At 40.3% G+C, this 13372-nt stretch carries 14 protein-coding genes; 13 read left to right on the top strand and 1 reads right to left on the bottom strand.

The window, feature by feature from the left end; genetic code table 11:
* Positions 1 to 574 precede the first annotated feature (574 nt).
* The 5 genes from nhaA (at position 575) to LMH66_RS01055 (ending at position 3893) form a co-directional block, all read left to right on the top strand.
* Positions 575 to 1747 carry a Na+/H+ antiporter NhaA gene (gene nhaA, locus LMH66_RS01075; RefSeq protein WP_229367780.1) on the top strand — a complete coding sequence of 391 codons (1173 nt, stop codon included), beginning with the start codon at positions 575 to 577 and terminating at the stop codon, positions 1745 to 1747.
* Between the two features lie 62 nt (positions 1748 to 1809).
* Positions 1810 to 2151 carry a hypothetical protein gene (locus tag LMH66_RS01070; RefSeq protein WP_371997779.1) on the top strand — a complete coding sequence of 114 codons (342 nt, stop codon included), beginning with the start codon at positions 1810 to 1812 and terminating at the stop codon, positions 2149 to 2151.
* A 27-nt stretch (positions 2152 to 2178) separates the two neighbouring features.
* Positions 2179 to 3111, top strand: a complete 933-nt coding sequence (gene nhaR / locus LMH66_RS01065; RefSeq protein WP_102529702.1) for a transcriptional activator NhaR — start codon at positions 2179 to 2181, stop codon at positions 3109 to 3111.
* Positions 3112 to 3142: 31 nt separating this feature from the next.
* Positions 3143 to 3391, top strand: a complete 249-nt coding sequence (locus LMH66_RS01060; RefSeq protein ID WP_229367777.1) for a succinate dehydrogenase assembly factor 2 — start codon at positions 3143 to 3145, stop codon at positions 3389 to 3391.
* 76 nt (positions 3392 to 3467) lie between these two features.
* Positions 3468 to 3893 (top strand): protein YgfX, encoded by a 426-nt coding sequence (locus LMH66_RS01055; RefSeq protein ID WP_229367775.1) that lies wholly within the window; start codon positions 3468 to 3470, stop codon positions 3891 to 3893.
* A gap of 73 nt (positions 3894 to 3966) precedes the next feature.
* Here LMH66_RS01055 and nadB read toward each other — a convergent pair whose 3' ends face one another.
* Positions 3967 to 5580, bottom strand: a complete 1614-nt coding sequence (gene nadB, locus LMH66_RS01050) for an L-aspartate oxidase (RefSeq protein WP_229367773.1) — start codon at positions 5578 to 5580, stop codon at positions 3967 to 3969.
* A 224-nt stretch (positions 5581 to 5804) separates the two neighbouring features.
* On the opposite strand from nadB, the gene rpoE reads away from it, so the two are divergent.
* The 8 genes from rpoE to era all read left to right on the top strand — a co-directional run bounded on the left by rpoE (position 5805) and on the right by era (position 13342).
* Complete coding sequence (gene rpoE, locus LMH66_RS01045; RefSeq protein ID WP_102529698.1) at positions 5805 to 6383, top strand: RNA polymerase sigma factor RpoE; 579 nt, start codon at positions 5805 to 5807, stop codon at positions 6381 to 6383.
* 25 nt (positions 6384 to 6408) lie between these two features.
* Positions 6409 to 7023 (top strand): sigma-E factor negative regulatory protein, encoded by a 615-nt coding sequence (locus LMH66_RS01040; RefSeq protein ID WP_102529697.1) that lies wholly within the window; start codon positions 6409 to 6411, stop codon positions 7021 to 7023.
* A gap of 12 nt (positions 7024 to 7035) precedes the next feature.
* Positions 7036 to 7992 carry a MucB/RseB C-terminal domain-containing protein gene (locus LMH66_RS01035; RefSeq protein ID WP_229367770.1) on the top strand — a complete coding sequence of 319 codons (957 nt, stop codon included), beginning with the start codon at positions 7036 to 7038 and terminating at the stop codon, positions 7990 to 7992.
* 72 nt (positions 7993 to 8064) lie between these two features.
* Positions 8065 to 8532, top strand: a complete 468-nt coding sequence (locus LMH66_RS01030) for a SoxR reducing system RseC family protein (RefSeq protein WP_229368156.1) — start codon at positions 8065 to 8067, stop codon at positions 8530 to 8532.
* A 163-nt stretch (positions 8533 to 8695) separates the two neighbouring features.
* On the top strand, positions 8696 to 10486 hold the full coding sequence (gene lepA / locus LMH66_RS01025) for a translation elongation factor 4 (RefSeq protein ID WP_102529695.1): 1791 nt from the start codon (positions 8696 to 8698) through the stop codon (positions 10484 to 10486).
* Between the two features lie 260 nt (positions 10487 to 10746).
* Positions 10747 to 11661, top strand: a complete 915-nt coding sequence (lepB, locus tag LMH66_RS01020) for a signal peptidase I (RefSeq protein WP_102529694.1) — start codon at positions 10747 to 10749, stop codon at positions 11659 to 11661.
* Complete coding sequence (gene rnc, locus LMH66_RS01015) at positions 11661 to 12341, top strand: ribonuclease III (RefSeq protein WP_102529693.1); 681 nt, start codon at positions 11661 to 11663, stop codon at positions 12339 to 12341. Before lepB ends, rnc begins: the two co-directional genes overlap by 1 nt.
* A complete protein-coding gene (era, locus tag LMH66_RS01010) occupies positions 12338 to 13342 on the top strand; it encodes a GTPase Era (protein ID WP_229367768.1) in 1005 nt (334 codons plus the stop codon). The genes rnc and era overlap by 4 nt, the downstream gene beginning before the upstream one ends.
* Positions 13343 to 13372: the final 30 nt, after the last annotated feature.

Raw genomic sequence — 13372 nt, 5'->3', positions numbered from 1 at the left:
ATTCATTTAAAATCATTAGTGCTAATACTGACCAAGCAGCACTTAACTTGTGCTTCCATGTCAACAAAAAATAAGTCATCTACATTTGATGCTTAAATGTATCGTGTGAAAGATGGCTTTTCCCAACAAAGTAACCTAAGTGAAAAATAACAAGCCTTAGCTCTTAGCTAAAGATGATCGTTTTCTTAAAATATTTTAATAGTTATGCAATCAGTTTTAGTTAGTATGAAATGTGACTAAAACCACAAGCTATATTGCACTAGTCTAATATTCTTGTGTAAAAACTAAACTAGCGTATTGTTATTTTATTAGTTACTAATTCAGTTCATTGTATTTAATTTCGTCAAGCGCACGATTATTGCTCAGTTAAATAAATATGCGCTTATTTCTGTTTTGTGTGCAAACTTCCACTCAAACGTAGATCTGAGTCTCAATTGGCTTTCATGTTGTGACTTGGTGCTGTAAAAGTTGATTAACACATCGGAAAAACCGAGCTATAAGAGCGAAACTAACGATTATGATTGTTTGAGAAAATCCGATAGACTGATAATAATTGTTTTTTATGGAGTTATATATGGAACGTGCAATTAAGAATTTCTTAAGTCAAGAATCTGCAGGGGGTATCATTTTAATGATCTCTGTAGCACTGGCTATGATAATGGCAAATTCGCCATTAGCGGGTTTATACAGTGGTTTCCTTGATACAGAAGTCCAAGTGCGTGTGGGTTCATTAGATATTGATAAGCCATTATTATTATGGATTAACGACGGACTAATGGCTCTATTCTTCTTACTTATTGGTTTAGAAGTAAAGCGTGAACTATTAGAAGGTGCACTTTCAAGTGTTGCCAAAGCATCTTTACCTACTTTTGCTGCTATCGGCGGCATGGTATTCCCTGCTTTATTCTATCTGGCATTCAACTATTCAGATCCTGTGACGCAAGTTGGTTGGGCAATTCCTGCTGCGACTGATATTGCATTTGCTCTTGGTATCATGGCTTTATTAGGCAGCCGTGTTCCTGTTGCACTGAAAGTGTTCTTATTAGCGTTAGCTATTATGGACGATTTAGGTGTGATCGTGATTATCGCTCTGTTCTACAGTGCTGATTTATCAATGACGAGCTTAATCGTTGCAGCAATTTCAATTTCATTGATGGTTGCATTGAATCGTAAGGGCGTTAGTTCATTAATCCCATACGGTTTATTAGGTGTGATTCTATGGGTTGCTGTTCTTAAATCTGGTGTGCATGCGACATTAGCAGGTGTGATTATTGCTTTCTGTATTCCTTTACGTGCTAAAGATGGGTCTTCACCATCTGAACACTTAGAGCATAGCTTACACCCATGGAGCACATTCTTCATTTTACCTGTGTTCGCATTTGCTAATGCTGGATTATCGCTATCAGGAATGAGCATCACTTCATTGGCTGAGCCTGTAACTATCGGTATTATCCTAGGTCTGCTGCTTGGTAAGCCAGTAGGTGTATTATTGTTCAGTTATACTGCTGTAAAACTAAAATGGGCTGAACTACCACCTGGTATTACTTGGAATCAAATTATTCCAGTCTCTATCATGTGTGGTATTGGTTTCACAATGTCAGTGTTTATTTCTTCACTTGCATTCGAATCAGCCCCTGAGCATTTAGGTGACTTTGCCCGTTTAGGTATCCTAATGGGATCTATGCTAGCTGCTGTTATTGGTTATGTATGGCTTGATAAAGTGCTTCCTAAAGCTAAAGCAAAATAGGGCTGGAGCATATAATGAAAATAAAACTGTTGATGTTAGCTCTAGCAATGGGCGTGGTTACCATGCCAGCCCAAGCTACTTCGTTTAACGTATGTCAAACAAGCGTTGAATCAAACGAATGTAAAAGCTATTTAGATGGCGTTGTTGATGGCGCTTTGATGTATCACACTGATGCGTCAGGTAGTCGTTTAGAAGCTGATGATGGATATGAGTCTCGTGCACTTAAGTATCGAGCTGGTAAGCGTTATCAAGAGGCTAACCGCAGTTTTTGTGCTGACAGAAAACCGCATAAAGATGATATCGTTTTAGCTATTCAGGAACAAACTGCTGCTAAAAACGTTAACAACTTAAGCGAGTTGTCGATATTAATTGATAGCTTGTTGGACTGTCAGCGATTAAAATAAACCATCTTTCTTAGCTGGTTTATATGCATGCAACATTTAAATTATAACCATCTATATTATTTTTGGATGGTTAGAAAAAAAGGTTCGGTGGCTAAGGCCGCCGAAGCTTTATGTCTCGCTCCGCAAACGATTACAGGTCAAATTCGCGCTTTAGAAGAACGCCTAAATGGCAGTTTATTCAATCGCGTAGGCCGTTCATTAGAACCCACCGAATTAGGCGAATTAATTTTTCGCTATGCTGATAAAATGTTTAGCCTCAGCTATGAGATGCTAGATTTATTGGCTTATCATAAAGATGAATCAATATTATTTGAAGTTGGGTTTGCTGCAGCTTTGTCTAAAGCTTTAGCTAGCCGTGTGCTGTTAACAGTGATCCCTAATGATGGCTCGATGCATTTGAGTTGTTATGAATCTACCCATGAAAACTTGATTCAGCGCTTACGTGAACACAAATTAGATATGATTTTGTCTGACTCAGCAGGTGAATCACTTAAATATCCTGAGATTTTATCTAAGAAGCTCGGTGAGTGTGGTATTAGTTTTTTTGCTGCTTCAAAACCCTCATTAGATTTCCCTGCATGCTTAGAACAAGAAAAGCTATTAATCCCAGGTAAGAGGACATCTCTTGGGCAGCAGCTACATAGGTGGTTTGCTGAAAAAAATCTCGATGTAAGCATATTAGGTGAGTTTGACGATGCAGCGATGATGAAAGCGTTTGGACTGTTTAAGCGTGGTATATTTGTTGCTCCATCAATTTATCGTCATGATATACTCTCACAAGGTATGGTTTTAATTGGTGAAACAGACGATATTAAAGAAGAATATCACGTTATGTTTGCCGAACGGATGATCCAACACCCGGCAGTTAAGCGGTTATTAGAAACTGATTTTACTGATTTGTTCGCAGGTGTTGATCCACAGGTACAAGATGTTGAACACCGTAGTTCACATCAAAGATAAAATATCCTCAGAAGATGTTAGGAGAAGTGCGTTGGAATTAATGAATATTGCTAGAGTTCGCTGGGCATGTCGTAGAGGGATGCTCGAGTTAGATGTCCTGTTTCAGCCGTTTGTAGATGCACATTACGAAGCGCTTTCTGATATTGATAAACAAACCTTTATTGATCTACTCGCTTGTGAAGATCCAGAGCTATTTGCATGGTTTATGGGCCATGAAGTGTGCCCTAATAACGCGATGCGTGAAATGGTAAATACAGTACGTGGCCGTCCTCAGCCTTAACTGTGTCAATAAAAATAGAATCTCTATTTTGCCTATCTTATTAATGCTGTATCAAGTAAGAAATGGCGCTTAACCTGTGCATGTAACTTTAAGCGCCTCTTTTAACCAGTTCCTCTCTCATATTGTCCTCATTTGTGTTTGCTTAACCAGTTTTCTGTTGTGGCCTGTAAGCCACTTTGTTGGTTTGAGTATATTGCGTGGTTTAACCTTGTTAGCGGTCACAGCCTTCTTCATTTGGCATATAAAGCAGCTTAGGCGGCAACGTTGTGATTTATACCTTTCTGAAACGGGAGATGGAACACTTGATCATGATGCTTTTGTCGTTTGGCGCTCAGCTATCGTGACAGTGTTTGCTTGTGTGATGTTTATTGAGTTTGAATCATCAAGTTCAAAAAAGAAGAAAAGGCAATTGTTGATAGTGTGGAGCGACATGCTCACGGATAAAGATTACCGACAACTTTGTCGGCAATTAAACAAACTTAAACGAAATCAAGACAATTAATATTGCTAGCGCAATGATCAAATTATAGCTCCTGACATTTCTCAGGAGCTATCTCAATCGTCTCTATCAATCGTTATCTTTCAGGTTGTAAGATGGTCGGCTGCGGATTTTCTAATTGTTGCGGATAATCAGCATTATAGTGCAACCCTCGACTTTCCTTTCGCTCCATTGCGCAGCGAATAATTAATTCAGCCACTTGAACCAAGTTCCTTAATTCCAGTAAGTTATTACTGACTCTGAAGTTGCTGTAATACTCTTGGATCTCTTGTTGCAACATAGCGCAGCGACGTAAAGCACGCTCTAAGCGTTTGTCGGTTCTTACAATTCCGACATAATCCCACATGAATAATCTCAGTTCGTGCCAGTTATGGGCAATGACGACTTCTTCATCTGAGTTGCTTACTTTGCTTTCATCCCAATGAGGGACAGGGCCAGGCGTTGGGATTTTTGTTAACAAGCTTTCTATGTCATGTGCAGCCGCGCGTGCAAAGACGAGGCATTCCAATAATGAATTACTTGCTAGCCGGTTTGCACCATGAAGACCTGTATAAGCTACTTCGCCAATGGCGTATAAGCCATTAATGTCAGTTTGACCATGTAAGTCAGTCATGATCCCACCACAAGTATAATGCGCAGCAGGCACCACTGGAATTGGGTCTGTAGTGATATCTATGCCAAATTCTAAACAGCGTTTATGAATAGTAGGGAAGTGCTTTATCACGAAATCTGCAGGTTTATGGCTGATATCAAGATATAAACAATCAGCACCTAAGCGCTTCATTTCATAATCGATGGCGCGTGCGACGATATCACGAGGCGCAAGCTCGGCTCTCTCGTCAAACTCTGGCATAAACCGACTACCATCGGGACGTTTAAGGTATGCTCCTTCGCCGCGTAATGCTTCAGTTAATAAGTAATTACGCGCATCTGCATGGTATAAACAGGTTGGATGAAATTGATTAAATTCCATATTGGCTACACGACAACCCGCGCGCCAAGCCATAGCAATACCATCGCCGCTGGCAATATCAGGGTTAGAAGTATACTGATAAACTTTGGAACTACCGCCTGTAGCGATTGCAACAAACTTTGCAGTGACAGTTTCTACATGCTCAGCGTCTCGATTCCAAACGTAGGCACCGACAACGCGGTTACCCGGTCGGTTTAATTTACGAGTCGTAATAAGGTCAATTGCATTATAACGCTCTAAGACTTGGATGTTTGGATGCGCTAATGCTTGATCTTGTAAAGTCGTTTGCACCGCTTTGCCTGTGGCATCAGCAGAATGCAAAATTCGACGATGGCTATGTCCGCCTTCGCGCGTAAGATGATAAGGCGCTGTGCTTTGATCGCCGTCAGGAGTTTCTTCCTTATCAAAAGCGACACCACATTGAATTAGCCATTTCATTGAAGCTTTGGCATTTTCGGCAGTATAAGTCACCACTTCTTTGTCACAAAGGCCCGCACCAGCAATCAAGGTGTCGCTTACATGGGACTCAATTGTATCCGATTCATCAAATACAGAAGCGATTCCGCCTTGGGCATAGTAGGTTGAGCCTTCAGCTAACGGCCCTTTAGAAAGAAGAATAACTTTAGACTTTTCAGCTAGATGGAGTGCCAGCGTTAACCCGGCTGCGCCACTACCTATAACCAAAATATCAGATTGGTGTTCAACTGCTTGTTTCATAAGGTATCATGGATGACTTAATATGGTTCTATAATGGTAAAACAAAACCGCTTTATTGGGTACTGAGACATTACTATTAAGCGATATTTAGCCATTTTTTATAAAAAATTAAATTTTTTTCATTCAATATCGAACTTTTTCAAAGCATGCGAGTCTACTTTATTGTGAATATGATTCGAGCGACTGAGAAATCAGTATTATAGATTTAGGAGTAGTCGGCTCGGATGAGTGGACAAATAAGTGATCAACAGTTAGTTGAGCGTGTACAACGCGGTGACAAAAACGCATTTAATCTGTTAGTTCAGAAGTACCAAAATAAAGTAATGAGCTTGATATCACGTTATATTCGAAATCAAGCTGACATCGCCGATGTGGCACAAGAAGCCTTTATTAAAGCTTATCGTGCATTACCTAATTTTCGTGGTGAAAGTGCGTTTTACACTTGGTTGTACCGAATTGCAGTAAACACTGCAAAAAACCATTTGGTTTCTCAGAGCAGAAAAACACCGGCTAACAGTGTTGATGCAGAAGAAGCTGAATACTACGAAGGCAGTGATGCGTTAAAAGAATTTGCATCTCCAGAACGTTTAGTTTTGTCGGATGAAATTAATAAGGTGATTTTTGAAACCTTAGAAACGTTGCCAGAAGAATTGAAGATTGCAATATCACTTCGTGAACTTGATGGTATGAGTTACGAAGATATTGCCAATATCATGGATTGTCCTGTTGGAACGGTAAGATCAAGAATCTTCCGAGCTAGGGAATCAATCGATAAAAAACTCCAGCCTTTGCTGGAACAGTAATAGTCTTTATTGACACAGGTGAAAAATGCTTAAATCAGGTCAAGAATGGGTTTCATCAGCAGTTGACGGCGAAGTAGATGCTAAAACATTAGCGGAACTGTCAGCAGACGAAAACTCACACAAACAGTGGCAAAACTATCATATGATTGGTGATGCTATGCGTGGTGAGTTACCGCAGACAATTGATTTAGATCTTACTGCAAACATTGCAGCAGCAATTGAATTAGAACCTGCGATTATCGCGCCTCAAACTGAAACTACGTCAACTCATGATGCCAAAGTGGCTACTACTGAGACTAAGAAAGACAATGTTGTGCCTTTCTTTAAGCAATTTGGCCAATATGCAATTGCTGCTACTGTCGCTATGGTTGCTATTGTCGGTGTACAAAATTACGGTCAAGACCAAAACGCTGATTCACCATTACCTGTGTTAAACACGCGTCCATTAGTGGGTACCGCTTCTCCTGTGAGTTTACAAACTGGCGCAGTGCAGAATCAATCTAGCGTTAGTAATGACAATGTTGTTGAGCAACGTCGTAGAATTAATTCTTATATTCAAGACCATATGCTACAACAAAGGTTGAATTCAGGTGTCGTTGTGCAGCACAATGACGCTATTGAACAAAACGTTAATAAATAATTTGGAGTTAGCTTGCGTCTAATCCTGTTAGCCCTTGTTGTATTGGCATTTCCTACATTTGCCAATAGCAATACTGAAAGTATTGCTGAAGAAGAAATGTCTGCAAAAGCTTGGCTTGAAAGTATGAGCCAAGCGCTACAAACCAAACAGTACAAATCCTCTATTATTCAGCTTCAAGCAGACCATATTCGTCCATTAGTTTATCTTCATGGTACGGTGAATGATAAAGAAGTTGCCTTTTTAGAATACCTCAATGGTCCACCTAAAAATGCAGTAAGAGTTGCTGATACTGTCACTTTTATTGAGCACGACCAACCCGCTTACAGTATAAACGCTCCTCGCATTCAAGGTGTTTGGCCAACTATTTTTGCAACTGATGTTAGCTCTTTAGAGCAAGGTTATCAGTTTGTCTTAGGTGGTCGCAGCAGAATCGCTGGCCGTCCAGGTCAGATGATCCGTATTATTCCCGTAGATGATAATCGCTTTATGTCGCAAGTGTGGATTGATATGGACACACGTTTACCACTTCGATATGACATGGTGAATCAAGAAAAACAATTGATCGAACAAATGATGGTCATTGAGTTACTTGAACTTAACGAGCCTGCGAAAATTTTAATCGAAGCGGAAAAACAAGGTTTACCGGCAGTAATGAATCCTGCTGAGCGCATTAAAGGCCAGAACTGGGAGTTCAGTTGGTTACCTGCAGGTTTTCATATGGTGGTAAAAGATCACCATCGTTTAATTGGCAGTGATGAATCAGTTGAATATATTGCTTTAAGCGACGGTTTAGTGAATATTTCGGTTTATGTTGCGCGCATGGGTGACAGCCCAATGCCAGATGAACTTATTACCCGCAATGGCTTATCTATGGTCGTTGAGCAAGTAGGAAACGTTGAAGTGGTCGCTGTGGGTAAAGTGCCAGCAGAAACTCTAAATCGTATTGCTAAAAGTCTCATTTTGAAGTAACTATCTAGCATGTCAGATACGCCTTCAACTCAAACTCCTTCAACGCCGCCGCAACCCGCATTATCAAAATCGATGCTGGAAGAGGTGGCAACTGTCACAGCTTATGATCCTGATGGTTGGGTAACCGTAGAAATTGAATTGAAAAGTGCTTGTAATCATTGTTCTAGCAGTGAGAACTGCGGTACTTCGACGGTAGCAAAAGCGTTTTCAGTCAAGCGGCAGCGGTTTTCATTGATGAGCGAAAAACCTTGCGAAGTGGGTGATTTACTCAAATTAGCTTTACCGGAGAGCGTTATTATAAAAGCGGCTGTGCTTGTTTATATTGTGCCGCTGTTCGGTTTGTTTATGGGCGCAGCAATGGGTTTGTGGCTTGGTGATTTACTCAATGTTAATGCTGATTATAGTTCAATGTTTTTCGCTGCATTGGGCGGAGTGAGTGCTTGGTTTGCTGGCAAACAGCAAGCAGCAAAGTTAGAAAAGTCTTCTACTCCAGTAATAACCGCTTATTTAGGGCAAGCAGTGAGTTTACATCGCGGTTAAAAATGTCTAAATTCTTTGTAAAAACATTAAAGTTTGCCGCTTAAACTATCTATTTTTACACTGATTTCTGTCGGTCTATTGATTCTGATTGGTATTAACCCCTTATTCAGGTACAATTTGGCACCATTATTTCCATCATTTTAGTAGTAGTCATTTCATCCAAATGAAACACATTAGAAACTTCTCAGTTATTGCTCATATCGATCACGGCAAATCAACCTTGTCAGATCGCCTTATCCAATTTTGTGGTGGTTTATCAGACCGTGAAATGGCCGCTCAAGTACTTGATTCTATGGATATCGAGCGTGAGCGCGGTATTACCATTAAAGCACAGAGCGTTACGCTCGATTATAAAGCTGATGATGGCGAAACCTATCAATTGAACTTCATTGATACACCGGGCCATGTTGATTTCTCATATGAGGTATCACGTTCATTAGCCGCTTGTGAAGGTGCATTGTTAGTTGTTGATGCTGGACAAGGCGTTGAAGCACAAACACTGGCTAACTGTTATACCGCCCTTGAAATGGACCTGGATGTGGTACCAATCTTAAACAAGATTGATTTACCACAAGCTGATCCTGATCGCGTTGCTGCTGAAATCGAAGACATTGTTGGTATTGATGCCATGGACGCGGTTCGTTGTTCGGCGAAAACGGGTATTGGTATCAAAGATGTTTTAGAAACGATTGTTTCTGACATTCCACCACCTGAAGGCGATATTGATGCGCCGCTGCAAGCTTTGATTATTGATTCATGGTTTGACAGCTATTTAGGTGTAGTTTCTTTAGTACGTATTAAACATGGTGTACTGAAGAAAGGTGACAAATTTAAAGTGATGTCGACAGGTCAGAATTATAATGCTGACCGCGTAGGTATCTTTACACCTAAACAAACTGATACACCTGAATTAAAAGCAGGTGAAGTTGGCTTTGTTATCTCTGGTATTAAAGAGATTCATGGTGCACCGGTTGGTGATACGTTAACTCACGCCAAAAATGGCGCAGAAGAGCCACTTCCTGGTTTTAAAAAGGTCACTCCACAGGTTTACGCGGGTGTATTCCCAATTTCAACCGATGAGTTTGAAAGCTTCCGTGATGCCTTGAATAAACTAAGTTTGAATGATGCGTCATTATTCTTCGAACCTGAATCTTCTTCAGCATTAGGTTTTGGTTTCCGTATTGGTTACCTTGGCTTATTGCACATGGAGATCATTCAAGAGCGTTTAGAGCGTGAATATAATCTTGATTTGATTACCACAGCACCAACAGTAGTTTACGAAGTTGAAATGACTCGTGGTGAAGTGCTGTATGTTGATAATCCATCAGATTTACCGGCAATTAATAATATTGAAGAAATTCGCGAACCTATCGTTGAAGCGAATATGTTGGTGCCAAAAGAATACCTAGGTAATGTGATTACTTTATGTGTTGAAAAGCGTGGTGTTCAAACCAATATGGTTTATCACGGTAATCAAGTATCTGTGACTTACGAACTGCCTATGGCAGAAGTGGTTATGGATTTCTTCGATCGCCTAAAATCAACCAGCCGTGGTTACGCTTCACTCGAATATAACTTTATTCGTTTCGAGCCAGCTGACATGGTGCGCTTAGATATCATGATTAATGGCGATCGCGTCGATGCATTAGCAATGGTTATTCACCGTTCAAACATTCGTCATCGTGGTCTAGCACTTGTTGATAAGATGAAAGAACTTATCCCAAGACAGATGTTTGATATTGCGATTCAAGCGGCTGTTGGTAGTCAGATTATTGCCCGTTCAAACATTAAAGCGATGCGTAAAGACGTAACGGCGAAATGTTATGGTGGCGATGTTTCTCGTAAGAAGAAACTACTGCAGAAGCAGAAAGACGGTAAAAAGCGCATGAAGCAAGTTGGTAATGTTGAAGTACCACAAGAAGCGTTTTTAGCAGTATTGAAGCTTAATGATTAACCTCTTAATTAATATGCCTGATTAAGGCTTTTATTAAGAGTGAAGATAACGCCGCAGTTTGCGGCGTTGTTATTCCTAAAAATAATTATTATTTTTCATCAAAGATGATGAGCAAAAGTTAATTTTGCAATCGAAGTGATTTTGTATATTTTGTAACACAACAGATAGTGATTCTGCATGTTATCCGTCGGATACTCATTATTTAGCAGTGTTAATCACTGAACCCATTTAAAAGTGTAAAGGCAGGAGCTTAATACCCAATGGCAGCCCATTTTTCTCTTATTTTAGTCATCGTCACGTTAGTCAGTGGTTTGATTTGGCTAATTGATGTTATTTTCTTTGCTCCAAAGCGCCGCGAAGCGCTTGCTTTAGCCGAAGCAAAACAAGCAGACCTTAGTGAGGAAGCAAAAGAGAGTATTATACGTGAATCAACGGTTGTTGAATTTGCTCATTCTATTTTCCCTGTCATTGCTTTTGTGTTGATTTTACGTTCGTTTATTTATGAACCATTTCAAATTCCATCAGGTTCGATGAAGCCGACTTTACTCGTGGGTGACTTTATTTTAGTTGAGAAGTTTAGCTATGGTTTACGTGATCCAGTATGGCGCAGTAAATTAGTTGAAACGGGTGAGCCTGAGCGCGGTGATGTGTTCGTATTCAAGTACCCAGAAAACCCACAAATAGACTATATTAAAAGAGTTATTGGTTTACCTGGTGACCGAATTGTTTATCAAAATAAGCAGTTTTTGATTGAACCAAAATGTGACGATGGTGCAAATTGCCCGCCAGCGAAAGCAGTGAAATTAAGCAGCGTTAATCGTGGTGAGTTTTCTCAAGAAGGTATCCCATTATCTCGTTACACTGAGCAACTTGGTGATATTGAACATGACATTTTGATTAACCCATCTCGACCAGATTTTAGTAATCATTTTTATGAGCAAGCTGGCACCGCTGTGGGTGAGTTTATTGTTCCTGAAGGTGAGTATTTTGCCATAGGTGATAACCGCGATAATAGTACAGACAGTCGTTTTTGGGGCTTTGTACCTGAAGCGAATCTAGTTGGTAAAGCAGTCGCTATTTGGATTAGTTTTGAGTTTGAGCGACCAGCAAGCAGCTGGTTACCAACTTGGGTGCCGACGGGTGTGCGTTTTGACAGAGTAGGTGCAATTAAGTAATGGAACCAATTAAGAACTTACCACGTTTATGTAGAACACTTGGTTATGAGTTTACCAATGTAGATCTGCTAACTCAGGCGTTAACCCATCGAAGTGCCGCTTCAAAGCATAACGAACGTCTTGAGTTTTTAGGTGATTCGATTTTATCAATTATCATTTCAGATGCGTTATATCACCAGTTTCCAAAAGTCACTGAAGGTGACTTGAGTAGAATGCGCTCTACATTAGTAAAGGGTGAAACCCTTACCGTTATCGCGAAAGAGTTTAAATTAGGTGATTACCTTTATTTAGGCCCAGGCGAACTTAAAAGTGGCGGTTTTAGACGCGAGTCGATACTCGCTGATGCTGTTGAAGCTATCATCGGTGCTATTTATCTTGATGCCGATATAGAAACATGCCGTGGTCTATTGTTGACCTGGTATAAGCAACGCTTAGCTGAAATCAAACCAGGTATTAACCAAAAGGATCCGAAAACGATCCTTCAGGAATATTTACAGGGTTATAAAAAGCCATTACCAGAATATCTTGTTGTAGATGTTAAGGGTGATGCGCACAATCAAACATTCACGGTTGAATGTCGAATATCAGAAATAGATAAAGTAGTGACAGGTGTCAGTACTTCTAGAAGAAAAGCTGAGCAGCTAGCTGCGGCTCAGGTATTGGAGCTAATTAATAAATGACCAAAAAAACAGACTTGCCAGAAAGCTCGCCAGCAGAGCCAAGCTTGGATGAATTATTGGCAAGGATGAATGGTGCCGCACCCGCTGCTGAAGCGAAATATGAAGTGACTTTTTGTGGCATGGTTGCCATTGTAGGTCGCCCGAATGTGGGTAAATCAACTTTACTGAACAAGTTACTTGGTCAGAAAGTGAGTATTACTTCTAAAAAGCCGCAAACCACACGTCACCGTATTATGGGTATTCATACAGATGAAGCAAAACAAATCATCTTTATTGATACGCCAGGTCTTCATATTGACGAAAAACGCGCCATTAACCGTTTGATGAACCGTGCTGCTGCCAGTTCATTAGCTGATGTGTCTATGGTTGTGTTTGTTGTTGATGGTATGACATGGACTGAAGATGATGAAATGGTGCTTAATAAGCTGCAACAAGGCAGTGGTAAGCGTAAAACTGTTTTAGCCATTAATAAAGTCGATAACATTAAAGATAAAGAAGCCTTATTTCCTTATCTTGCAGAGCTCTCTGAAAAGTTTGCTTTTGATGAGATTTTGCCGATTTCAGCCACTAAAGGCACGAACGTGCAACGTATTTTAGATTTAGCGCAAGAGTCTTTACCTGAAGGGCAGTTTTATTTCCCTGAAGATTATGTGACCGATCGTTCTCAGCGCTTTATGGCATCTGAAATTGTGCGTGAAAAGCTGATGCGCTTCTTAGGTGATGAACTACCTTATGATGCCACTGTCGAGATTGAGCAGTTTAAAATGATGGACAATGGTGTTTATCAAATTAATGCTTTGATTTTGGTAGAGCGTACAGGCCAAAAACGCATGGTCATTGGTAACAAAGGTGAGCGTATTAGAACCATTGCTACCCAAGCACGCCTTGATATGGAGACCTTATTTGATAATAAAGTTTTCTTAGAAGTGTGGGTGAAAGTGAAATCAGGTTGGGCAGATGACGAAAGAGCACTGCGCAGTCTAGGTTACGGCGAAGACTAATACAATGTCAGCCTTGATCTCATACTATAG

Origin of the sequence: Shewanella sp. 10N.7 (genome assembly GCF_020806285.1) — a bacterium.
GTDB lineage: Bacteria > Pseudomonadota > Gammaproteobacteria > Enterobacterales > Shewanellaceae > Shewanella > Shewanella electrodiphila.
The sequence above is the reverse complement of the archived record's forward strand: the minus strand, read 5'-3'. Positions and strand labels throughout refer to the sequence as shown.